The organism is Pontibacillus salipaludis (assembly GCF_014642405.1).
GTDB classification, from domain to species: domain Bacteria; phylum Bacillota; class Bacilli; order Bacillales; family BH030062; genus Pontibacillus; species Pontibacillus salipaludis.
The window spans coordinates 151,262-174,075 of sequence record NZ_BMIN01000007.1 but is presented as its reverse complement, the minus strand read 5'-3'; the positions used below and the strand labels follow the sequence as shown (position 1 = coordinate 174,075).

Annotated in this window: 22 protein-coding genes; 15 read left to right on the top strand and 7 right to left on the bottom strand. The window is 40.7% G+C overall.

Annotated features, from left to right (window positions below):
* The first annotated feature begins 44 nt into the window (after positions 1–44).
* Together IEW76_RS09935 and IEW76_RS09930 are read left to right on the top strand one after the other, a co-directional pair.
* Positions 45–617 (top strand): GNAT family N-acetyltransferase, encoded by a 573-nt coding sequence (locus tag IEW76_RS09935; RefSeq protein ID WP_229721191.1) that lies wholly within the window; start codon positions 45–47, stop codon positions 615–617.
* 139 nt (positions 618–756) lie between these two features.
* Positions 757–1,518, top strand: coding sequence for a nucleotidyltransferase domain-containing protein (locus IEW76_RS09930; RefSeq protein ID WP_188653352.1), 762 nt, complete (start codon positions 757–759; stop codon positions 1,516–1,518).
* Between the two features lie 251 nt (positions 1,519–1,769).
* On the opposite strand, the gene IEW76_RS09925 is transcribed toward IEW76_RS09930, so the two are convergent.
* Positions 1,770–2,402, bottom strand: a complete 633-nt coding sequence (locus tag IEW76_RS09925; RefSeq protein ID WP_188653351.1) for a 2OG-Fe(II) oxygenase — start codon at positions 2,400–2,402, stop codon at positions 1,770–1,772.
* A 202-nt stretch (positions 2,403–2,604) separates the two neighbouring features.
* Positions 2,605–3,507: a M23 family metallopeptidase gene (locus IEW76_RS09920; protein WP_188653349.1), complete on the bottom strand. Its 903-nt coding sequence runs from the start codon at positions 3,505–3,507 to the stop codon at positions 2,605–2,607.
* A 207-nt stretch (positions 3,508–3,714) separates the two neighbouring features.
* On the opposite strand from IEW76_RS09920, the gene IEW76_RS09915 reads away from it, so the two are divergent.
* Entirely contained in the window at positions 3,715–5,250 is a 1,536-nt protein-coding gene (locus tag IEW76_RS09915) for a glycine betaine uptake BCCT transporter (protein WP_188653347.1), read from the top strand.
* A gap of 42 nt (positions 5,251–5,292) precedes the next feature.
* On the opposite strand, the gene IEW76_RS09910 is transcribed toward IEW76_RS09915, so the two are convergent.
* Positions 5,293–5,601, bottom strand: coding sequence for a hypothetical protein (locus IEW76_RS09910; protein ID WP_188653345.1), 309 nt, complete (start codon positions 5,599–5,601; stop codon positions 5,293–5,295).
* Between the two features lie 169 nt (positions 5,602–5,770).
* Between IEW76_RS09910 and IEW76_RS09905 the strand changes: the two genes are divergently transcribed.
* The 5 genes from IEW76_RS09905 (at position 5,771) to IEW76_RS09885 (ending at position 11,007) form a co-directional block, all read left to right on the top strand.
* Positions 5,771–6,226, top strand: a complete 456-nt coding sequence (locus IEW76_RS09905) for an SRPBCC family protein (RefSeq protein ID WP_188653343.1) — start codon at positions 5,771–5,773, stop codon at positions 6,224–6,226.
* Positions 6,227–6,337: 111 nt separating this feature from the next.
* A complete protein-coding gene (locus IEW76_RS09900; protein ID WP_188653341.1) occupies positions 6,338–7,873 on the top strand; it encodes an RQC-minor-2 family DNA-binding protein in 1,536 nt (511 codons plus the stop codon).
* A gap of 143 nt (positions 7,874–8,016) precedes the next feature.
* A complete protein-coding gene (gene lspA, locus IEW76_RS09895) occupies positions 8,017–8,472 on the top strand; it encodes a signal peptidase II (RefSeq protein WP_188653339.1) in 456 nt (151 codons plus the stop codon).
* Positions 8,473–8,704: 232 nt separating this feature from the next.
* Positions 8,705–10,207: a UDP-N-acetylmuramoyl-L-alanyl-D-glutamate--2,6-diaminopimelate ligase gene (locus IEW76_RS09890; protein ID WP_188653337.1), complete on the top strand. Its 1,503-nt coding sequence runs from the start codon at positions 8,705–8,707 to the stop codon at positions 10,205–10,207.
* Positions 10,208–10,380: 173 nt separating this feature from the next.
* On the top strand, positions 10,381–11,007 hold the full coding sequence (locus IEW76_RS09885; protein ID WP_188653335.1) for a hypothetical protein: 627 nt from the start codon (positions 10,381–10,383) through the stop codon (positions 11,005–11,007).
* Positions 11,008–11,093: 86 nt separating this feature from the next.
* Here IEW76_RS09885 and IEW76_RS09880 read toward each other — a convergent pair whose 3' ends face one another.
* The gene (locus IEW76_RS09880; RefSeq protein WP_188653397.1) at positions 11,094–11,249 is read right to left on the bottom strand and encodes a glycine zipper domain-containing protein; all 156 of its coding nucleotides are present in this window, start codon (positions 11,247–11,249) and stop codon (positions 11,094–11,096) included.
* 241 nt (positions 11,250–11,490) lie between these two features.
* On the opposite strand from IEW76_RS09880, the gene IEW76_RS09875 reads away from it, so the two are divergent.
* From IEW76_RS09875 to IEW76_RS09845, 7 genes are all read left to right on the top strand, one after another.
* A complete protein-coding gene (locus IEW76_RS09875) occupies positions 11,491–12,708 on the top strand; it encodes a NupC/NupG family nucleoside CNT transporter (protein ID WP_188653333.1) in 1,218 nt (405 codons plus the stop codon).
* A gap of 186 nt (positions 12,709–12,894) precedes the next feature.
* Positions 12,895–13,569 (top strand): response regulator transcription factor, encoded by a 675-nt coding sequence (locus IEW76_RS09870; RefSeq protein WP_188653331.1) that lies wholly within the window; start codon positions 12,895–12,897, stop codon positions 13,567–13,569.
* Positions 13,566–14,576, top strand: coding sequence for a sensor histidine kinase (locus IEW76_RS09865; protein WP_188653329.1), 1,011 nt, complete (start codon positions 13,566–13,568; stop codon positions 14,574–14,576). The genes IEW76_RS09870 and IEW76_RS09865 overlap by 4 nt, the downstream gene beginning before the upstream one ends.
* Before the next feature lie 121 nt (positions 14,577–14,697).
* Positions 14,698–15,465, top strand: coding sequence for an ABC transporter ATP-binding protein (locus tag IEW76_RS09860; RefSeq protein WP_188653327.1), 768 nt, complete (start codon positions 14,698–14,700; stop codon positions 15,463–15,465).
* Complete coding sequence (locus tag IEW76_RS09855; protein ID WP_188653325.1) at positions 15,455–17,446, top strand: ABC transporter permease; 1,992 nt, start codon at positions 15,455–15,457, stop codon at positions 17,444–17,446. Before IEW76_RS09860 ends, IEW76_RS09855 begins: the two co-directional genes overlap by 11 nt.
* Positions 17,447–17,694: 248 nt before the next feature.
* A complete protein-coding gene (locus IEW76_RS09850) occupies positions 17,695–17,934 on the top strand; it encodes a hypothetical protein (protein ID WP_188653323.1) in 240 nt (79 codons plus the stop codon).
* 53 nt (positions 17,935–17,987) lie between these two features.
* Complete coding sequence (locus IEW76_RS09845) at positions 17,988–19,010, top strand: DUF2332 domain-containing protein (RefSeq protein ID WP_188653321.1); 1,023 nt, start codon at positions 17,988–17,990, stop codon at positions 19,008–19,010.
* Between the two features lie 409 nt (positions 19,011–19,419).
* On the opposite strand, the gene IEW76_RS09840 is transcribed toward IEW76_RS09845, so the two are convergent.
* The 3 genes from IEW76_RS09840 to rlmN all read right to left on the bottom strand — a co-directional run bounded on the left by IEW76_RS09840 (position 19,420) and on the right by rlmN (position 22,694).
* A complete protein-coding gene (locus tag IEW76_RS09840; RefSeq protein ID WP_188653319.1) occupies positions 19,420–20,832 on the bottom strand; it encodes an MDR family MFS transporter in 1,413 nt (470 codons plus the stop codon).
* A gap of 42 nt (positions 20,833–20,874) precedes the next feature.
* Positions 20,875–21,483, bottom strand: a complete 609-nt coding sequence (locus IEW76_RS09835; protein ID WP_188653317.1) for a TetR/AcrR family transcriptional regulator — start codon at positions 21,481–21,483, stop codon at positions 20,875–20,877.
* A gap of 125 nt (positions 21,484–21,608) precedes the next feature.
* Entirely contained in the window at positions 21,609–22,694 is a 1,086-nt protein-coding gene (gene rlmN / locus IEW76_RS09830; protein ID WP_188653315.1) for a dual-specificity RNA methyltransferase RlmN, read from the bottom strand.
* Between the last annotated feature and the right edge of the window lie 120 nt (positions 22,695–22,814).

Below are 22,814 nucleotides of genomic sequence, written 5' to 3'. Positions count from 1 at the left end.
GTAATCATAGAATGCTGAATAAGATAGTGGTAGGGGGTGGTTTTGTGGAAATTGAAGACATATACGGTAATTTACCCAAATTAGAAACAAAGCGTCTGCTATTAAGAAAGATTACGTTAGAAGATGTAGACGATATGTATCATTATGTTTCTAATGAAGAAGTAACAAAATATGTTACATGGGAAGCGCATAAGTCCATATCTGATACAAAGGAATTTATTGAATATGCACTTACTCAATACGAGAATAAAGACCTTTCACCGTGGGGGATCGAATATAAAGAAAGCGGCAAATTTATTGGGACGATTGATTTTGTCTATTGGGAAGTAAACCATAATGTAGCTGAGATCGGCTATGCCCTTTCCAAAGATTATTGGGGGAAAGGTATCTCAACAGAAGCTGTAAAAGAAGTGATTATGTTTGGTTTCACCTGTATGGATTTAGTTCGTATTCAAGCTAGATGCTTAAAAGAGAATAGAGGTTCCGAACGAGTTATGGAAAAAGCGGGGATGTCTTTTGAAGGGATCCTTCGAAAAAGTATGTTGGTAAAGGGAAAATATCAAGATTTGAAAATGTACTCCATATTAAAAGAAGAGTTCAACTCTAAAGAAAGATAAGGTAGAAAATAAAAAGTTTATGAGCAATTTGAACGTTAGAGCTACTTCTTTATTAGAATAAATTGTAAAACATTTGATTTTATTTCTATATTATAGTAATCTGACGTAATATTTATCTGTTTAAGAATAGGGGGATAGAATGCGTCAGGAAGTAGCTGTAAAGAAGATTGTCGAGAGTCTTAGGGAAGAATCATGCGTACAAAGTTTGTTCTTAAAAGGATCTATGGGAAGAAATGAGCATGATGAGCACTCAGATATTGATTTATATGCCCTCGTTGATGAAGAAGAAGAGGCGTCATTTTTAACGAGAAGAGTTGATCATTTACTAGCTTATAAGGACCTATTATTCTATGAAGATATTTTTATCATCGCTCCTCAGATCCTCGGTGTCTATGAAGATGGTATTCATATTGATTTGTTTACCGTAACGAACAAGAAGATACAGGAAAAGGATTATTTCACAGTTCTTTATGATCGAGACGGAGTAATGGAGAAATATATCCCTACTCAAAACTTAACGTTACCAATTGAAGAAGGAAGAGACAATGCAAATGATGTTATTTGGTTTTTGTTTCAGTATACGAAGGCGAAAGATCGAGGGAATGATATTTGGGCGACAGAGATGTTGCGTCATAGTATGAGATATTTGGGGAATCTGCTTCTTTATCGATATGCGAAGGAACGTTCGATGCTTGGCATAAAGGCGTTACATAATGATTTACCGCAGAAGCAAAAGGATGAAATGCTAGAGATTTACGAGCATATAACTCCATCTTGTCACCAAGTAGCTGGAAAGAAACTCGTACGGTTAATCGATGAAGAGTATGACTGGATCGCATCCCAATTTGAAGTGCTTCCTCAAACGAAGCGATTGTTTCAGTTAGTGAAGGGTCGGATGTAGCTTGGGATATGGGGGACAGGTACCTTGTCCCGCTGTATCTTCAGGATAGTGGGTGGAGATAATTTTGTTGACTATTATTTATGAAACAATTGATCTGTTTCCGTACTTTAGGGACAAGGTACCTGTCCCTGTGGATCTGCACTAGTTGTAGACAAGATGAAGGAGATTCGAACAAGTTTCTAATAATAAATAAGCGGCCATGAGACAGAGGTGTCTCATGGCCGCTATATTTCGGTTTGGTAATACCTCTTTTAACGAATGGGCTTCCGCCTCATCCACTGCGTCGCAATCCATTTTTCACCCTTCACAACAGGGCTCCCACTGTGAAGTGTCTGGTTGTTTAACTCGTTATCTTGATAAAAATACTCAAAATAAACAGCCATTCCTTTCTTAGGCGTAACCGATAAGCCGAGCTCAGGGAAGAAGGTTTCTCCGCCTTCTTCGACATCATTCAAATAGAGGACTAGCGTTGAGATTCGATTGTTATCGGATTGTTTGAAGAAATCGTGATGTGCTTTATATTCTTGTCCAGGTTGATAGTGTAAGATTTGAAGGCCTTCTGCGTGTTGGGTAGGAATATTCATAATAGTAGAGAGTCGTTTTTCAATACGTTCGACGAGCGAATTTTCGTTTTCTTCAAAGAACATGCCGCTGCTTGTTCTCATATCATTTGTATCTCTGGATTGTCCGATTTTGGAGCGATTCAAGCGATCATGGCTAAGAGCGATTAGCCCCTCACATTCTTCCTCACTTGCCACGTTATCAAGTACAACAACAAGCGGTTCCTCATACCTCGAAAGAATAGGTATAACACGATCTTCAGTCACAATGCGGTTGCTTGTATGCGGGAACATCGTTTGTTCTTTTTCTGTACGAATCGTCATGTAGCATTCCCCTTTTATAAATAATTCTCTATATATGGACTATATCACATAAAAAGGAAAATAAATCATTTATTTTCCATATCAAATAAAATCGCATACATTTATATTGAATTTTCTCCTCTTGGCTACAATGAAAAGAATCCCTGCTCTTTGTTAAGCAGGGATTCTTAAATGTGAAGAATGATCCTTGTTCAGGTATCGATCATTGAAACACTAAACTATTCCGCTTTAAGAAACGTCCATCGAACGTAATCGGTATCCCGACGCCATCTCGTTCTGCGTGAATGTGCAGGTGAGGTTCTGTTGTGTTTCCGGTATTCCCAACAAGTCCAAGCAGGTCACCCGCTTTAACGGTCTGGCCTTTTGTCACTTGCACGGATCCAGGCTTCATATGTGCGAGAATGACGTCTGTGTTCTGACAACGAAGGGTAACGTGGTTTCCTTTTGCTTCCTCTACGTTTTCAGGGCTTTCAAGCGGGGGGATGTCTTCATATTGATCGACGGCCCCGATGACCTCACCATTACAAGGACTGTAGAGGGAAGCGTTGTATATTTCATAAGCTTTCAATTCAGATGGGGTTAGTCCATTTGCTCGGAGCCCTGCGCCATTCAGTTCGAGAATATCAATCGCATACTGCTGGGGTTCGTGTTCATTATGGTAATTGATGATCGTAGTTGCACCGCCTTGCCCTGTCGCGTAAACCCCGTCTTTTAGCGGGAATTCCAATCCAATAGCCTTTCCAGTCGAAGGAGAGTAGCCCACAAGTCCGCTCACTGCCATAAAAGTGAAGAAGATCATCACTGCTAAACTAAGCAAGTTCGAGAACATTCCACTTCGTTCTCCTGATGGCCTCTTTAAGGGCAGTGGCTTTAATCTCTTGATCGCTATAAATAAGACAGGCAGGAACAATAGCACCCACAGGAACCGGATGTAATGTGAATACACGTGCCACGGGATGACAACGAAGAGATACCCAAAAAAGCTGGTTGTAAGCCCAACTTCAAGCGCCCCGAGTAGACGGCTCTTCAAATCACCTTTCCACAACCTGATAAGCAAAGCAATTGGGAGTATGTAGTATACTGCTGCATATAACCAAATCGACATATAATCCTCCTCTTTATAATCCTTTCAAACTGTGTATGTTTTTTCCTTTTATTCTTTCTACGCATGATGAAAGAAAACGTTTCATTCTTTCCTTTTTCATTCAATCTCTTTCAGTTATTAAGCTGAATAATAACGACTCTGATAGAAGAGAATAATCCTTATCTAAATAAAGGAATTTCTGTGCTTTTGAAAGGAGTCGTTCGCAAGATGCTTCAAAAATTGAATCCTGTATTTAAAATATCAGCTGCAGTTATGATCCTGTTATCCCTTGTTGGGGTCTTGGCTCCTGACTGGTTAGAAATGGTCACGTCAAATGTGAAATCGTTTATAGCCAATCGTTTAGGGTGGTATTATTTAATTGTCGTGACCTTATTCACAATCGTCGCTTTAGTGTTCTTAATTACACCACTTGGGAAAATCCGACTTGGAAAGCAAGATGAGAAACCTGAATTCACAAGGCCTACCTGGGTTGCGATGCTCTTTAGTGCAGGTATGGGAATTGGGCTTGTCTTCTGGGGAACGGCTGAGCCGATCAGTCACTATGCAGTCAATTCACCGACCGGGGAAGTGGGTACAGATCAGGCGATTAAAGATGCCATGAGGTTTACATACTTCCACTGGGGCATCCATGCTTGGGCCATATATGGAATTGTCGCATTAGTGTTAGCTTATTTTAGTTTCAGAAGGGGAACACCTGGCTTAATTAGCGCGACGTTACAACCGATTATTGGTGAAAAAGCAAATGGAAATACAGGGCGTTTGATCGACATCTTCTCTGTTATCGCGACAGTAATTGGTGTTGCCACTACGCTTGGATTCGGTGCTGTGCAAATTAATGGAGGGCTGTCTTACCTTTTTGATATCCCGAGTAACTTCTGGGTGCAACTGATCATTATTGCGATTGTAACGGTATTGTTTATGATTTCAGCATGGTCGGGTCTTGGTAAGGGAATTAAATATTTAAGTAATGCCAACATGATTCTGGCAGCCGTACTTTTCCTGATGATGTTTATACTGGGTCCTACGCTTTTTCAATTAAATTTATTTACAAATTCATTAGGTGCTTATATTCAGAATCTACCTCAAATGAGCTTCCGTATTGCACCACTTGATGAAGAAATCAGAGGCTGGATTAATTCGTGGACCATCTTCTACTGGGCCTGGTGGATTGCTTGGTCTCCGTTTGTGGGAATCTTTATAGCTCGTGTGTCTAGAGGACGTAGTATTCGCGAATTTGTTTTCTTTGTCCTGCTGCTACCTTCTTTAATAGGATTCTTGTGGTTTGCAACATTCGGTGGGACGGCAATCTCCCTTGAACATAACGGAATTGCTGTTATATCAGAGCTTGCAACAGAGAAGTCGTTGTTTGGAGTGTTTGAGAATTATCCATTGAGTATGGTGGCCTCGATTGTGGCGATTCTTTTAATTAGTACATTCTTTATCACTTCAGCGGATTCTGGAACTTTTGTCTTAGGGCTCATGACCACAGGTGGGAAAGGGGACCCGAGTCAGTTCGTCAAATTAACTTGGGGTGTCCTGCTATCTGTGACGGCTCTTGCGCTTTTATACACAGGCGGGCTTCAAGCTTTACAAAACACCATGATTATAGCAGCGTTACCTTTTTCGATTATTATGTTGTTAATGTCGTTTAGTTTTGTAAAGACGGTGTATCAAGAAGGAAAAGAGTTGGGGATTGGGAAGATTGATTCTTCTACTAAACGGAAGAATGCAAAACGAGAATAGCCTTAGTTCTTCTGAAGCTAATACAACAATGACTTGGTTGTATTAGCTTTGTTTGATTTCTTTTTCTTTCCACATAAAGAAGTTGTATAGGAGTTGAATGAAAAAGACAATTAAAATAAGGGATCCAGCAAGAATGCTCGATGAGGTGCTGATATCTGAATAAACGTAAAGAAGAGCCATAACAACGATAGCAAAAGGAAGGGTTATAAGCGTTCTGATCATCTTTCTCCTGTAAGATAGCTTAAAGTAGATGACTTCAAAGCCTTGGTCTGTTTTAGAGCTGTTTCTAAAAAATATGGATGAAATGGAGACCAATGCGAGCACAAAGATCATCGGAATAATGAGTTGCACCTTCTGTTCAACCTCCCTTATATTTCCAAATGTACGTTATATCATAACATAATTACTCAGATAAAGGTGTTTTCATGGAGCAAAAGAGGAAAAAAGAAGCCTTTTATTGAATTAGGATTTTAAGGTACATGTTTACTTAGATCAGCCAATACACATAAGGAGGATTCCTATGAAAGACGATTCTTTTATCTATACTACATATATTTTAGCCACTAAGGAAAAAGTGTGGGAAGCGTTAACGAGAGCGGAACATACAAAGCACTATTTCTTTGGCTGCGAAGTACAGTCTGACTGGAGGGAAGGCTCATCCATACAGTATTTCAGAGGAAATGGCGAGCTTGATGTGGATGGGGATATCTTAACAGTTGTTCCTTATGAGAAGCTTGCCTTTACATGGAAACATGTTGATGATCAAGAAAGAGAGAAGCCGCTCGTTGTGACCTTTAAAGTGAAAGAATTCGGTGAAGCGGTAAAACTAACGCTTCTTCATGAAAACCTTTTAAGCACAGATCTAAGCGACGAGGAAGACACGTTTTATGGATTGAATAATGGGTGGCCTGCGATTTTGAGTAATTTGAAGACGTATTTGGAGACAGGGCGAACGTTGTCTCCTATGGATCTATAATAGCGAATAGAGGGTTGAAACTTTTGTGGATCATTCGTTTATTGTAAAGTGTACTGTAATCATCGTCTTGTAAAGGCGATAAACTAAACTGACGAGTTGGGTGATGACACGATGGCTTTACGAGACCTTGCTTATACACACAGCGATTTTCCTTATCTGGTGTTTTATCCAGGTGGAAAAAAGAATAAGGCAGTGCGCTCGATTCCGAACAAAGTTCGAAAAGAATCCTTATCCCGTATACACACAATCATAGAAAGGCTAGTAGGAAGGCTCTCCATTAAAGAGATCGATTCATTGCAGCGGTTTTTACAATTAGATGGGCGAAGTTTATTGCCTGTATTGTTAGACAAAGAAGGGGAACTCGATCATGGTGGTTTAGTGAAGCCAGAGCTGTTTCTGTTTAGGACATTCAGTAGGGAACATGGCATTCCCATTCATAAAGAATACGTATTTGAGACCAAGATTTCGATGATGTCGAATGAACAGCTAGAGAAGCTGGTGGAGTCCTTAATTCAACAATACACGTATTGTGCTTATATACATGAGACATCCCATGCAGAGTGGATTCGTGATTTAGAGGAGCGCTTTGAACAGCATCCTCTTGTTCTATTTGCCCATTCTAAGAGGGAGGAGCTTCAGGCTGTAGAGAGGATGAACCGATCGAATCTGTTATCGCAGCTGAAGTATCCTGAAGATATCTCCTTTTGGCGTCACCGGGTCGAGATTGTGATGAGGCCATTTCGGTCGATTCCTTCTGATTGGCTTTGGTCAGAAGGGTGTGCTTGTGAACACGATAAGGAAATGTATGTCTATTCGGATCAAGAAGAGCTTGAGTTATACTGCGAAATTTGTGATTTTAGCGTCTTTTTGAAAGAAGAAACATTACGTTTAGAAGAGGAATTTGACATTGAAAAAGCAAAGAAACGCATTCATACCATTGAGCGTCAGTTTAATGAAATCGCAGAGAAGAACGACGTCGTCCTGGATAAAATAAAACGCCTTGAGGGAATTCAACAAAAGTCTTCTCGGTATGAGATGGAATGGAACGAGATCCTACTTCTACTCAAAAAAATTCAAGCATTACCTAAACATAAAGGAAATCAACCATCAAGCCCATGGATTGACTTGTTTCGAGGAATGGAGGCAATGAAGCTGCCTAAAGTCAAGCACGCGTCACCACTTGTGTGGCTATCTGATGTTGAACTTCCTCATGTTTCCATGCTGAAGCGAGTTGACGAGTGGGAGGGCCTTCTCCATCAAGACGTTTCAAGCGAACTAGATGACCTTAAAATGGAGTTAGTATCCTACCTTGAGGGAAATACAATGACACGAGAAGAAGAATTCACCAAAGTGAACAAACAATCGTTCTACTGGGGCGAGGTAGAACAAGTGCTTCAATTCGTTCATGACACAAGTGGCGTCTATCCGGCGCATACCATCACTCAAGTCTTGATTGGTAAGGCAACAAATAAAATCCGTTCTGAACAGTTGGACAAGGCCATCCAGTTTGGTGCTATGGAGGATTGGCAGGAGAAGGATGCGATGAAGGCACTGAAATCATTAGAGAAACAAGGCTTTCTAAGAAAGTTGCAAAAAGGGTTCGCCCTGACGGATCAAGCCGTCCCCTATATTCAAGAAACAACCTAAAAGAAAATGTACCCCCTTGAATTCCACCGCTTTAATGATGTAAAGTATAGACGCGTGCCAGACACCCTTCACTTATGTAAAGCATTGACGCGTGTCTGGCACGCTTTCGTACGGTGAAGTGTAAGAGAGGGAGATTAGAAGTCGTGAAGCGATTGTTTGTTGTGGTTATTCTTGTCTTGTTTGATTTGGTGATCAAGCGGTGGATGGATGCCCAGATGGATCTGGATGAAGTGATTCAGGTGATTCCTGGATGGTTAGAATGGAACTTGCTCTATAACGAAGGAATTACGGGAGGACGGCTCAGTTCTGTTTCTTGGGTTATCATTCCGCTCCAAACCATCATTTTAAGTTGGATCTTCCTTTGGTGGAGTATTCCTCATGATTCAAAGAAAAAACTCCGGAACCTGGCCTTTATATTGGTGATAAGTGGTGGTCTTGGGAACTTTATAGACCGATTATTCCTTGGTCATGTCATCGACTTTATTCATATTGAGGGACGATCAGGGATTTTTAATATAGCTGATCTCTATATTTTGCTTGGGTTTATTGCTCTTGCGATTTGGACTTTTGCAGCTAGGGAAGAGCCTCATTATTCCTAAAAACTACATAGGCAACGGGTTTTATAAAAAGGAAAGGATCCGTCTCCTAATAGGGAGGCGGATTTTTTTTTGATTTTAAAACAGCCCGGTATTTTCCACTTAATATATTAAAGTAAACTTCTTTTACAAATGAGTATGCTTAGAAATGTTTACCTCTAATTTTACGGGGGAATGGGAAAGAAGAATCAACACTTTAGCACGATAAAGTAAAAATTTGTAAAAGGATGATGACATGAACAGTAATGAATACCTGATGAAGGACCTAGTTAATGGAAGCGTTTGGGGCCCGAAATCCCAGGTTATTTCCTCTGTTACCTATGATTCGCGTGAAATTAGTGAAGATGATGCATTTGTGTGTATTACCGGTGAACACCACAACGGTCACCTTTATATAGAACAAGCCATAAAAAACGGGGCCACCACGATTATTGGTACAGAATCTGACTCACTTCATACATATTCTAAAGAGTTTCCTGGTGTTAGCTTTATCCTTGTGGAAGACAGTCGACTAGCGTTGGCCCACGTTTCCTCTCTACTATTCGGATCTCCATCAGAATCGTTATATACAATTGGGGTAACCGGAACAAATGGGAAGACCACTGTGTCTACTTTTATTCATTCTCTCCTCAATGATTTATCCTGCCGTACAGGGTGTCTTGGGACTGCTGGGATTTGGGATGAAGAACGAAAGACTGATTTTAAACAAACGGTCCCTACGACACCTGAAGCCCCCGATATTCATCGTGTCTTAGATTATTTCAAACAACGTGATTTGAAAGCGGCTGTCATTGAATCGACCTCCATTGCCATTGAACAGAAGCGTTTGGCTGGAATTGATTTCAATGTAGCGGTTCATACGAATTTAACACCTGAACATTTAGAGTTCCATGGCACAATGGAAGCCTATAAAGAAGCTAAGTTGAAGTTGTTTGATCAAGCGAAAAGAGCGGTTGTCAATTTGGATGACCCTGTCATGTCGCCTGACATTATCAAACGGTTTGACGGCTCTCTAATGACGTACGGAACGCATGAATCAGCCGATTTCCGTGCTGATAATATCCGAACGACTATAGAAGGGACATCCTTCACACTGATCTTTGATGATCTTCATTACCGTGTGGATGCACCGGTATTTGGTGAATATAATATATCTAATTTGCTTGCTGCGATTGCAACTTGTTACCAGATGGGTCATTCGCTTCATGATATATTATCGGTTGTTTGGGGCATTACATGTCCTGAAGGTCGCTATCAGCTTGTTGATAATGAAGCACCGTTCCAAATTGTATTAGACTATGCTCACACTCCTGATGCGTTGGCGACTGTTTTAAACACGGTTAAGCAAGTGCCGCATCGAAGATTGATTGTTATGATTACAGGAGTCGGACTCAGAGATCCGAAGAAACGCCCATTAATGGCCGAAGTTGCCGAGGGCATTGGTGATGAGATTGTCGTAAGCGTGGACCAGCCTGGACATGCCAATCGTCAGGAAGTCGTTAACGATGTGTTAAGAGGGTTTAAGGCGCCTAACTCACCATACATTCACTCCCAATTACACCGTGAAGATGCCATCCACTACGCATTTGATTTAGCTGAGCCAGGCGACCTTGTACTGTTAACGGGGATCGGATTTGGTGGCTATCAAATTATAGGTGATGAGCGCGTTCCTTATTCTGAAATGGATGTTGTTAATGCTTATTTTGATCAAGATTACCGTTGTCGGAAGACGGTTTGAGGATAAGGGTCTATACAAGCTACTTTAGAAGAAAAAAATAATATGAATCTAAGAGACACTCTCCCTATATGGAGTCTAGTGTCTCTTTTTTGTTCATTTAGAAGACTCTTGATCGGTGAATTGTAATAATCTGTTAAAATGATGGGGGATATATAAAGGAGAGGGAGTGAATCATGCTTACACGTAGAAAGCTGGTTGTTATAGGTTTAATGGGTATGGCTTTATTAACAGGGTGCCAGTCCCCCTCGGATTCGCAAGTTGAAATCAAGATGATAAGTGAAGAAGAGCAAACAGAAATCTTGAATACGTATACTTTTGAAGATTATAGAAGGGTTTTTGATGAAGCGATCTCTGAATCAAGTCAATTTGATGACCAAGATGACCAGTTAAATAAATGGATCATAAGAACATTAGCTCAAGAAAAACTTTACTATGAAACAGATTTAACGAAAGAAGAAGTAGTAGAAGTATCCAATCAAGCCATGGAAGAAGATCGAGTGTGGAAGTCAATTGCAGAAAATGACTATGGTGTTAAGGTGAGCGATGAAGAAATAGATCAGTTTATTACAGAAGGGCCAGATAAGAGTGATGTTCCGCAGCACTTAGCCTATGCAGAGGCCCTGGGATTTTCGTTGAAAGAACTTAATCACAACTATGACAGAGATCTTTATGAGAAGAATGTTTTATGGATGAAATTAAAACCAAAACTAGAAAAGAAGTACGGTGTTCTATCAAATAATGAACTGATTAAAAAATATGAAGCGGAAGTAGCAAACAAGGTGAATCAATCGCAAAAATAGGGACGCTGGAAGTATAGATAGTCGTACCAAAGATAATCGCGTTACAGCAAAAAACGTTCAGATCATCTGAACGTTTTTTTGTGTAATTAGTCTTTTTTCTTCTTATTTTTAAACCAATCCATACCTACTCCAATAGAAACCCCTAAAGCAATACCAAGAGCTACATTATCAAATACGGCTCCAAGAGCAACACCTATTGCAACCCCAGCACCTAGAAAAGTACTTGTTCTTTTTTTGCTCACAGCCATTCACACCCTTTCATTTCTTCTATAATAAATTCAATTAACTCGTTTCCCTGTTCGTTTAAATAGTGGCCGGTTCATAAAAAATTCGTGCGCGTCGGGAAGCGTCTCGAGGAATTGTAAGCGATTGCGCCGGTCGAAAAGGGTTTGAAATCTAATTCGGATGGTGGTATTTTGTTTAAATGTGATTCAAAAATGGATTTCTAAAAGAACAGTAGATTTAGAGAGAGGGAAGAACATCATGAGCAACATACTTTGGGGATTAGGTGGTATGCTTACCATCTTCTTAATTGCAATTTTATTTTCAACAAACCGAAAGGCGATTAATTGGAGAACCGTAGCTGGCGGGCTAGCGATTCAAATTACATTCGCCTTTCTTGTATTTGTAACAACTTGGGGACAAAATATATTACAGTATATGTCCCAAAGTGTCAATAACTTAATTGGCTATACAACAGAAGGAATTGAATTCTTGTACGGTCCGCTCATTAATCATGAAAACATGGGGATGATGTTTGCGTTCCAAGTACTGCCTACGATCATCTTCTTCAGTTCACTCATTGCCGTATTGTATCATTTAGGCATTATGCAAAAGGTCATTATGTTAATTGGTGGTCTGTTATCGAAAGTGTTAGGTACGACAAAAGTCGAGAGCATCAACGCGGCGGGGAATATTTTCGTTGGGCAAACAGAGGCGCCACTTCTCATTCGTCCATTCATCTCCCGTATTACAAAATCTGAGCTTTTCGCCGTCATGACAGGAGGTTTCACCTCTATTGCCGGTTCAACACTAGTTGGGTATACGCTTTTAGGCATTGAAGTAGAGTATCTTCTAGCTGCATCCTTCATGGCTGCTCCAGCAGCGCTAGTGCTCGCGAAGCTATTTGTGCCAGAAGTAGAGCCGCATCATGAAGTGATTGAGGACGTTGCTCCTGAAGAAAGTGACACGACGAACGTCTTTGACGCGATTGCAGGTGGTGCTGTGACAGGGCTTAAGTTAGCTGTGAACATTGGTGCGATCTTGCTATCATTTATTGCTTTATTAGCTCTACTAAATGGCATCATTGGCTGGGTTGGAAACTTATTTGATGTAGCGATTACGCTTGAAAAGCTACTCGGCTACTTGCTTGCGCCACTCGCGTTTGTCATCGGTGTCCCATGGGACGAAGCCGTTCGTTCTGCTAGTTTCATTGGCCAAAAGATCGTAACAAACGAATTTGTTGCCTTCTCAAGCCTCGGAGAAGTCAAAGGGGAGCTCAGTGAAAAAGCTGAGATTGTCACAACCTTCGCGCTTACAGGATTCGGTAGTCTCTCCGGTATCGGCGTGCAGATTGGAGCCTTAGGTGGCATGGCCCCTGATCGTCGTAAAGACGTAGCGAACTTAGGCTTACGTGCGGTAATTGCTGCAACGCTTGCAAACTTGCTATCTGCTAGTATTGCTGGGATGTTTTTATTTTAGGGCTTACCATATAATTCTCTTACGTGAAGGCAAGAAGCTGTTGCGCCGTAACCCAAATCATTTTAATAGATTCATTAAAAAGGCTTTCTTACTACAGGAAGCCTTTTTAAATTGAGTTTGTGTAAATCCTTATTTTTCTATATATTTTACATAGAAGAAATCTTATGAATATGTGAGTGGTTGCTGATGAAACAACATGACATCTTAATTATTGAAGACGAAGTTCGGATTAGAGAAGAGTTGCAGGGGTATTTGCAAAGTTTAGGGTACATAGTTGACGCTGTTACGGAGTTCCAACAGGTGATTCCATACATACAACAATCGAAACCAGACCTGATTTTGCTGGACATTAATTTACCTTATGTTGATGGTTATACACTTTGCAGGGAGATTCGTAGAGAGTCAAACGTACCGATCATAGTGGTGACAAGTCGTGACCATGAAATGGATGAGCTGATGAGTATGAACCTTGGGGCGGATGATTTCGTAACGAAGCCATATAATCTGCAGATTCTCATGGCGCGTATTGAAGCTGTCCTTAAGAGAGCGTATGTCCATCAGTCATTAAGCACCTTAGAATATGAAGGAATGGAGCTTGAGGTGGCCAAGGGGACCATCCGATATCAAGGCGATGAGCATATGTTGACGAAGAATGAGCTTAAAATCTTACACTATTTAATGGAGAATCAAGGTGTCATTGTTTCGAGAGAGCAGTTGATGGAGTACTTGTGGTCATCTGATCTCTTTGTAGATGATAATACGCTCTCTGTTAACATGACCCGTTTGCGAAAGAAGATTGAAGAGATCGGGCTTGGCAAACCGATTGAAACAAGAAGAGGGCTTGGGTACATTTTAATATGAGTATACATGCCTTCTTACGCGAGAAAGTTGTGTTTCTCTCAACAAATGCTCTATTACACACCCTGTTTATGATCTTCTTGGCGAAAGTTCAGGTGAGTGCGTGGATGATCTTTGTTGTAGGCCTTGCCTGGTTTATTCCATTACTCCTTTCTTATTTACTAGAATTTCTAAAGAAAAAAAGATATTACAGCGAGCTGGTGGAGGCTCAAGCGGCCTTAGATAAGAAATATTTACTGCCAGAGTTAACGGAGAGTCCAGGGTTCTTAGAAGGGAGAATTGTTCAAGATGTAATTGAAGATGCTTATAAGCAGATGCATGAACATGTGAACTTTTATAAGCGAGAGGAAGAAGAATACCAGGACTATATTGAAATGTGGGTGCATGAGATTAAGACTCCAATCGCTTCAGCCAAGTTAATGATCCATAACGGGAAGTTTGATGAAGGAGTTTTAGAAGAGTTGGATAAGACAGAGCGGTTTGTGGAGCAGGTTTTATATTTTGCCAGAAGTCGTTATGTGAGTGAAGATTATATGATTCGCGAGTTTCCAATCAAAGAAGCTGTCCATAAGGTAGCTAAGCGAAACGCTAAAGCTTTTATCTATAATCGGATTAAATTAGAGGTTGGAGATATGAATGACGTTGTTTATAGTGATATGAAGTGGGTGGAGTTCATTTTGAACCAAATTGTCATCAACGCTATTAAGTATTCTAAGGAAGACCAACCTTACCTGAAGGTGTACACGACAATCCAAGAGAACAGTGTTGTTTTAAGCCTTGAGGATAATGGGATCGGAATTAGCGAGAAAGATGTGAGTCGTGTGTTCGATAAAGGATTTACTGGTGAGAACGGTCGTAACTATAGTAAATCTACCGGAATGGGACTCTATTTATGTAAGCGCCTTGCGGATAAATTGAATCTTGGAATCAAGCTCGAATCAAAACAGAATCAAGGCACTACAGTTCATGTAATCTTCCCAAAAAGTAAAGTGTTCCTAATGGAATCGTAGTAGGCGATTCCATTTTTTTATGAATCTTACAAAACTGTAAGCTTCCTGTCACGTAATGCGATAGGTGATGATAGGGGAGAGAGTGTACCATTGAGACAGAAATCAACAAAGGGGAGATTCGATGCCATCCATTATGCAAGCTTCACATATCGAGAAATACTTTGGAAATAAAGGGAATGTGACCAAGGCGCTTGATGATTTATCGTTTGATGTGGAAAAGGGAGACTTTGTTGGGATTATGGGACCTTCGGGGAGTGGGAAAACGACGCTCTTAAACTGTATCTCAACAATTGATACGGTAACGACGGGCCATATTACCATTAACTCTCAAGATATTACGAAGTTAAAGAAGAAACACTTGGAGAAATTTCGTCGTGATGAACTGGGGTTTATCTTTCAGGATTTTAATTTACTAGATACGCTAACAGCTTTCGAGAACATTGCTCTAGCTCTTACCATTCAAGGGGAAAAACCTTCTGAGATTACATCCAAAGTACAAGCCACAGCCGAAAAATTAGAAATTACTTCTGTGTTAAACAAGTTTCCATATGAAATGTCAGGTGGTCAAAAGCAGCGTGTAGCCTCAGCCCGTGCCATTGTTACAAATCCATCACTTGTTTTAGCTGATGAACCAACAGGAGCGCTTGATTCAAAGTCCTCACGACTCTTGTTGGAATCATTTGAGAAGCTCAATCAGGATTTAGATACGACGATTTTGATGGTCACGCATGATGCTTTCACAGCAAGCTATGCCAATCGAATTTTGTTTATTAAGGACGGTAAGATCTTTAATGAACTCGTTAAGGGTCAGGATACGAGGAAAGCGTTTTTTAATCGAATTATGGAAGTCGTGACGTTACTCGGAGGTGACGCGGACGATGTATTTTAAATTATCCTTACGAAACGTAAAGCGAAGCTTCAAAGACTATGCGATCTATTTCTTAACGATTACATTTGCCGTTTGTCTTTTCTACAGCTTCAACTCGATATCAGCTCAAAAAGCAATGCTTGATTTATCCTCAACTCAGTCGGATATGATAGATGTACTTATGCGCATGATTGGGGCCATCTCTGTTTTCATTTCAGTCGTGTTAGCTTTTTTAATCTTATTTGCGAATCGTTTCTTAATTAAGAGGCGCCAAAAAGAATTAGGCATGTACATGACATTAGGAATGAGTAAGTACCACATCTCAAGGATTCTTGTAATGGAAACCTTTTTCATTGGTTTAATGTCACTAGCAGTGGGTCTTGGGCTTGGTGTGCTATTATCACAAGGGTTATCGGTTCTAACTGGTGCCTTATTTAAGGTAGATATGAATGCGTATGAGTTCGTCTTCTCAACGGAGGCGATGATCAAGACGGTCATTTATTTTGGAATTATATTCCTGGTGGTGATGGTGACTAATATCCTTGTGATGAGTAGGTATAAACTGATTGATTTATTAACAGCTTCTAGAAAGAATCAGAAGTTAAAACTTCGAAAGACCTCAACTGCTGTCATTGTCTTTATCAGTTCTCTTATCCTTCTAGGAATCGCTTATGGAATGATGCTTGAGTATGGATTGTTCTATGATATTGCTGTGTTTTGGGTAAGTATTGCACTTGGTGCAGTCGGAACCTTTCTTTTCTTCTTCTCACTTTCCGGGTTCCTTCTAAACGTCTTGAAGAAGAACGAAAAGTTGTACTATAACCATATTAATATGTTTGTCTTGCGCCAAATCAATAGTAAAGTAAATTCCACGTTTATTTCGATGACAATTATTTGCTTGATGCTGTTCTTCACGATTGGGGTTTTATCGACTGGATTCAGTTTGAAAGAGAGTTTAGAAAAGGAGCTTGATCAGACTACCCCTTATGATGCGACGTTGTATGACTATGTAGACGGGGAGGAAGTAGGTACCTTAAAAGAAGCGTTTAACAATTTGGAACTTAACGAGTATGGGGATACGATTGTATTTACTCGCCACCGTACTGATGAACGAATTATAAACTATTTGAAGCCTTACTCCACTCGAGATTCGAATAAATTTCTCGATCAAGATCGTGGGGTAGACCTAGAAGTTATGAAACGATCTGATTATGAAGAATTGGTTAAAATGCAAGGGAAAGAGCCTATAAGTTTAAAAGGGGAAGAAGTGCTCCTCCTCACGAACCGAACAAACTTGAAAGAGAGTATTAGGCACTTTGTTGAACAAGAAGAGAAGATCAAGATTAGGGGTGAGAGTTATCCAATTACTTCTAAGGGTATGCAAATGCTCTCTACCAAAACGGATAGTGTAGCAATGGAGTTTATGACAGCTGTTTTACCTGACGAAATGGCCGAACAACTTCCTGTTTTCTCTGTTACGTTGAACGTACAATATGAAGAAGGGAAACAAGGGGTGGCAGACGAGAAAGTTCAAGAAGCAAGGAGAATGTTAAACCAAAGAAGTGATCTATCGACTCACGTCCTAGGTACAACAAAGACAGGAGCCTATGAACGATCGACTGGCACATCGGCTGTAGCTGTGTATATTGGAGTTTACCTTGGTATCGTCTTCCTCATTTCCAGCGCAGCCATACTCGCTCTTCAGCAACTATCAGAAGCAAGTGAAAATATGGAACGCTATTCTATGCTCAAGAAGATTGGGGTGACCCAAAAAGGCGTTCATCAGTCCATATTCAAGCAAGTCTTTGTTTATTTCATGATGCCTCTAGCCCTTGCTATCATTCACTCTATTTTTGGCATAAAGGTAGTCAACGACGCACTCTTGACAGCTGGTCAATCAAGCGTCCTCCTGCCATCATTTATTACAGCTGGTGTCATTATTATCGTGTATGGCGGGTACTTCCTTGCGACCTATTCTGGATATAAATCGATTGTAAAGTAACGATAGTAGCCCTGGTGAGTTTTGATAAGCTCATTGGGGCCTTTTTGTTCCCTAAGTGCCTTTGAATGATATGGAAGTGGTGGTAGGGGATGTTATATCCTAATTATGGAAGTATATGTTACAATGTTGTTATTTACGTTTACGATCTAACGTTGATTACCTAACAGAAATTCTCTACTTTATTATTCAACTCACTTTAGCCAAGAAATAAACATACAAAACTAGTGAGAAAACGGGAGGGGCGTTTTTTGGAATTCTTAAAGAAACTAAATATCATTTTAGCGATTGTATCAGTTAGTCTTGCTATCTATCATTTTTTTATCGAGAACCTATCTTTACCCGATTCTGCGGTGTTCTTCTATTTGTCGGTCGTCCTTTTGCTAAATGGGATTCAAAATATAAAAGAAGGTCATTATGGTTGGGGAGGATATCTGCAAATCGTTGCAGCTGTGACATGCTCTGCTGCGGCTATAACGGACTTTCTTTAGTCTTGTTCAGGATGAATAAAAGCTAGATAAGCAATAAAAGGGGAGAGGTAAGAATGAATCATTTATCAAAAAGGTTTCAAGATTTCGCAGAACAAGAATGTGATGGATCTAGTCCGCTTTATGCACATCTATCGCGGCAGGTTTCTTATGATGATGAGATACTGAGGATCTCATCATATGCGAGCGAAGGACAGCCCGTGCCGAACCTTTTGTTTGGGGCCGTACACTACATATTATTAAATGGCGAAGAACACGAGTTGAAGAACTTTTATCCAAGCATCGCGGACCATCCTAATTCTATAGAGGGGGTGTATCCGGTGTTTCGCGATTTTTGTATGGAGAATCGTCAAGCGATCATTGAACTCCTTGAAGAGAGACGAGTGCAAACAAATGAAGTGAGGCGTTGTGCTTATTTGTATCCTGTATTTTGCGAGATTTATAAACGTACGGCTATTCCTTTATCAATTATAGAAATCGGGACTAGTGCAGGTCTTCAATTGCTGTGGGATCAGTATGCATACTCATATGAGGGCGAGGAGTGGGTAGGGAATGACGATGCAAAAGTACATCTTACTGCAGAAGTGCGAAATGAAAGTGAACCTTTTGTCTTCAGAACAAGTCCTCCTGTTGTTTCAAAAGTGGGTATTGATGTGAACGTTAGTGATCTCACTGATGAAAAAGAGCGTTTATGGCTAAAAGCTCTCATATGGCCCGAACATAAAGAACGTAGAAAGCTTTTTGAAGGAGCAGTACATCAACTCATTGAAAATCCACCACCGATGATTGAAGGCGACGGGGTTTCCCTAATTACTGAACAAGCTCACCTTGCTCCTCGAAACAGTGCACTTTGTATCTTCCATACTCACGTAGCCAACCAAATCCCTGAGATGAAAAAGGCTGAACTTCTTAAGCGGATAAGAGACATTGGGAAAGAGCGCGATGTTTTCCATATTTACAATAATATGAATGACCGAAAACTTCATTTAGACTCAATTCGAAACGGTGTTGAAACGCATGAGGTGATTGGGGATACGGATGGGCACGGAAGATGGTTTGAGTGGAAGTTGGATGAATAGTTGAGGGTTTTTAAGTTAGGAGAAGATGGGGGAAGACGTCTGGAAAATAAGTGTCGACGGCTAGAAAGCGGATTCTGACGTCGGGAAAAAGCCTCGTGATGGCCAGAAAGCGAATGCCGACGTCAGGAAAAGCTATGCGACGGCCAAAAAGAACGAGCTGACGACCGGAAAAAGCCAAGCGACGGCCAGAAAGTACATGCTGACGTCGGGAAAAAGCCTGTGGACGGCCAGAAAGTACATGCTGACGTCCGAAAAAAGCCAAGCGACGGCCAGAAAACACATGCTGACGTCCGAAAAACCCCCTCGACGGCCAGAAAACGCACGAATCCCCCCTCACGCCCTAAAACTAAATAAAACTCACAAAAAAGCCCGAACCGTCTACAGGTAACGATTCGGGCTTTGTTATATTTTATGAAGCTGCTAATACGCTCGGTCGCTTAATAAAGAACGACAACACTAAGCCAATAATAGCAGAGATCCCGGCAACGATGAAGGAGACGTTCACGCCGTGAACAAGACCTTCGATTCCGTTACTCGGTCGTGCTGCTGTACTCATTACGGTTACAAGTAGAGCCGTACCGACAGCGCCTGATACTTGGCGCATGGTGTTATTCATGGCTGTTCCGTGTGAAATGAGATGGTCTGGCAGTTGGTTAATACCGGCTGTTGTAACAGGCATCATAACCAAGGCCACACTCAGCATACGGAAAGCATTGACGATTGTCAGGTACATGAATGATGTCTGAGCTGTTAAGTCCGTAAACATAAACGTTGTAACGACTAGGATGATTAATCCGGTGATGGCTAACCATTTAGCGCCGAATTTATCAAATAATCGACCTGTAATTGGATTACTGAAGCCCATAATGAGTGCGCCAGGTAAGAGCATTAACCCAGATTCTAGTGCTGTAAATCCTAGCATCTGTTGCATATATAACGGTAGTACAGTAGAAGCACCGATCAAGGCAATAAATACGACCATACCAAGAACCGTTGTAAGTGTGAATGTTTTATACTGAAAGACTTTAAATTCAAGTATTGGCTCACGTAATCGTCTTTGGCGTAAGATGAACCAGGTTAAAGTAACGGCTCCAATCAGCATGGATATAGGGACTTGAGGGTTACTCCACCCAGCTTCTCCCCCGGCAATACTAAATCCGTAAAGAATCCCACCAAAACCGAATGTAGATAAAATAATCGAAAGGATATCAAGTTTAGGGAATGTCTGTTTCGTTACGTTTTTAAGAATGAAATACGCAATAATAAAATCTATAATGACGATCGGTAAAATCACGTAAAATAGGCTTCTCCATGGGAATTGGTCGACTAGCCATCCTGACAATGTAGGACCAATCGCAGGAGCGAATGAAATCACGAGGCCAAACATCCCCATTGCAGCACCACGCTTTTCAATTGGGAAAATCATAAATAGAATGGTTTGCATTAATGGGATGATAATTCCTGCACCAGATGCTTGCAGAATCCGTCCTACCATTAAGAGCGGAAAGTTTGGCGCAATGGCGCAAATGAGTGTCCCGAATGCGAAGAGTCCCATAGCTGTTAGGAAGAGACCCCTTGTTGTGAAACGCCCAATTAAGAAGGCGGTGATCGGAATCATCACGCCGTTTACGAGCATAAAGATCGTCGTAAGCCACTGAGCTGTACTCGCTTCTAAATTAAGGTCTGCCATGATATTTGGCAGGGCAGTGGCAAGTAGTGTTTGGTTTAAAATGGCAGCAAATGCGCCTGATAAAAGCACAATAATAAGGGGGACTTTATTAATTGGTTCTTCTTTTTGTGTTGTATCTTGTGTGTTAACCACAATGTTCCCTTCTTTCTTTTCTAAGTGATTCGTTAAAGTCTTCTAATGAAGCCCTGTTTGAATAATGGTTATTTCTTTCTTGTACTTCGACATGGCTTCATCTATCGTATAGTCATTTGAAAGACACTGCACAAGGTTATGGAACGTAATCGCAATGACAATTTCGAAGACGTGATAGAGCTGCTCGGTGTCTTTAATGTTCAGACGATCCATATCTACGAGCTCACTCACTTGTGTAAATCTGGAATCATCTGATCCCTTACGAATGTATCTGGTCACTTCTTTTTCAATCTTATAGTTTTTATTTAAAAGAACGTTTCGAAGGTAGTTATTCTGACCTTCTTTTTGCGAATGATGAAGAGCTGATTGGAAGAGATCCTCCATCGCTTTAAACATATTGCCTTCATGATCTTTCAAGCGTTGTAAAAAGTTCTCATGCTGGTCTTTCGCGTGTTCATTCAGTAAGTAAAAGAACGCATCTTCTTTATCTTCGAAATACTGATAGAAGCTTCCTCTTGGAATGCAAGCTTTCTTAAGAATATTAGATATAGATGCTTCATATAGAGAAACGCGAGAGAATTCCTCTTTAGCCGCTTCGATCAGCTTTTCTCTTTTCTCTTCATTCAAATTATAGAACGTTGGTTTCGGCATTCTTCTCCTCCTTGTGCCTACATATGACAACGTGTCACATGACGACCTGATCTACTATATATGACGCGGTGTCATACGTCAACAAAAATGCAAATGAAAACACGAGGCACATGGCCTCGTGTTGGTTAGCTGTTTTGTAGCTTTTTCTTTTTGCGTGCTTTTTCTTTCTCAATTTGCTTACTACGAAGTTGACCACAAGCCGCGTCAATGTCTGTTCCGTGTTCTGTACGGACACCACATTTAATGCCGCGATCCATAAGGGTTTGATAGAACGTAAGGATCGCTTCCTTCTCACTTCGATCATATGGGTGGTCGGCTACTGGGTTGTAAGGAATTAAGTTCACGTAAGATAAGTGACGCTTATCCTTCAACAAGTTAGCGAGTTGTTCAGCTTCTTCTTTATGGTCATTGACGTCTTTCAGTAAGATATATTCAAACGTAATGCGTCGATTCGTTTTCTCTAGATAGTAATCAATAGCTGGCATTAGTTTTTCTAATGGGTAAGCTTTGTTGATCTTCATAATCTTAGAACGTAAATCGTTGTTTGGTGCGTGAATGGATAACGCCAGATTCACTTGAATGCCTTCGTCTGCGAAGTCGTACATCTTCGGTGCAATTCCGCTTGTGGAGACGGTAATGTGACGAGCTCCGATGGAAAGACCTTTTTGATCGTTTACAACTCTTAAGAAGTCCATTAAGTTATCGTAGTTATCAAATGGTTCACCAATACCCATAACGACAATGTGGCTCACGCGCTCATCTTTGCCCTGGTTGTCGAGGTGATGCTGAACCTGCATGATCTGCTCAACGATCTCACCACTTGTAAGGTCACGGCTCTTACTTAAAATTCCGCTTGCGCAGAATGAGCAGCCGATATTACAACCAACCTGCGTTGTCACACAGACAGAAAGGCCGTAGTTAAAGCGCATAAGAACCGTTTCAATGACGTTTCCGTCGGCTAGTTTGAATAGAAACTTAATGGTGCCGTCTTGTGACTCCTGCTTAATCTCTTCCGTTAACGTTCCGAGTGTGAAGTGAGATTCTAACAAATTAATCAAAGACTCGTTGACGTTCTTCATTTGAGAAAAGTCCGTTACACGTTTCTGATAAAGCCAGTCCCATACTTGTTTTGCACGGAACTTCTTCTCACCATGTTCCATAATCCAATCCGTCAGTTGTTCAAACGTTAATCCGTAAATGGATTGTTTCATATATAGTAAACTCCTTTTAAAAAAATCGCTATTCCTATAGTAGTCCATTTGCGGGTAGTAAACAACCAGCAAGTGAACTATCATAATTTTGAGTCAATTGTGTTCTTATTTACATTTTAC

Coding starts and splice junctions, on each gene's coding strand:
- IEW76_RS09930 (WP_188653352.1), top strand. CDS start 757: ATGCGTCAGGAAGTAGCTGTAAAGAAGATTGTCGAGAGTCTTAGGGAA.
- IEW76_RS09925 (WP_188653351.1), bottom strand. CDS start 2,402: ATGACGATTCGTACAGAAAAAGAACAAACGATGTTCCCGCATACAAGC.
- IEW76_RS09920 (WP_188653349.1), bottom strand. CDS start 3,507: ATGTCGATTTGGTTATATGCAGCAGTATACTACATACTCCCAATTGCT.
- IEW76_RS09915 (WP_188653347.1), top strand. CDS start 3,715: ATGCTTCAAAAATTGAATCCTGTATTTAAAATATCAGCTGCAGTTATG.
- IEW76_RS09905 (WP_188653343.1), top strand. CDS start 5,771: ATGAAAGACGATTCTTTTATCTATACTACATATATTTTAGCCACTAAG.
- IEW76_RS09900 (WP_188653341.1), top strand. CDS start 6,338: ATGGCTTTACGAGACCTTGCTTATACACACAGCGATTTTCCTTATCTG.
- IEW76_RS09890 (WP_188653337.1), top strand. CDS start 8,705: ATGAACAGTAATGAATACCTGATGAAGGACCTAGTTAATGGAAGCGTT.
- IEW76_RS09885 (WP_188653335.1), top strand. CDS start 10,381: ATGCTTACACGTAGAAAGCTGGTTGTTATAGGTTTAATGGGTATGGCT.
- IEW76_RS09875 (WP_188653333.1), top strand. CDS start 11,491: ATGAGCAACATACTTTGGGGATTAGGTGGTATGCTTACCATCTTCTTA.
- IEW76_RS09870 (WP_188653331.1), top strand. CDS start 12,895: ATGAAACAACATGACATCTTAATTATTGAAGACGAAGTTCGGATTAGA.
- IEW76_RS09865 (WP_188653329.1), top strand. CDS start 13,566: ATGAGTATACATGCCTTCTTACGCGAGAAAGTTGTGTTTCTCTCAACA.
- IEW76_RS09860 (WP_188653327.1), top strand. CDS start 14,698: ATGCCATCCATTATGCAAGCTTCACATATCGAGAAATACTTTGGAAAT.
- IEW76_RS09855 (WP_188653325.1), top strand. CDS start 15,455: ATGTATTTTAAATTATCCTTACGAAACGTAAAGCGAAGCTTCAAAGAC.
- IEW76_RS09845 (WP_188653321.1), top strand. CDS start 17,988: ATGAATCATTTATCAAAAAGGTTTCAAGATTTCGCAGAACAAGAATGT.
- IEW76_RS09835 (WP_188653317.1), bottom strand. CDS start 21,483: ATGCCGAAACCAACGTTCTATAATTTGAATGAAGAGAAAAGAGAAAAG.
- rlmN (WP_188653315.1), bottom strand. CDS start 22,694: ATGAAACAATCCATTTACGGATTAACGTTTGAACAACTGACGGATTGG.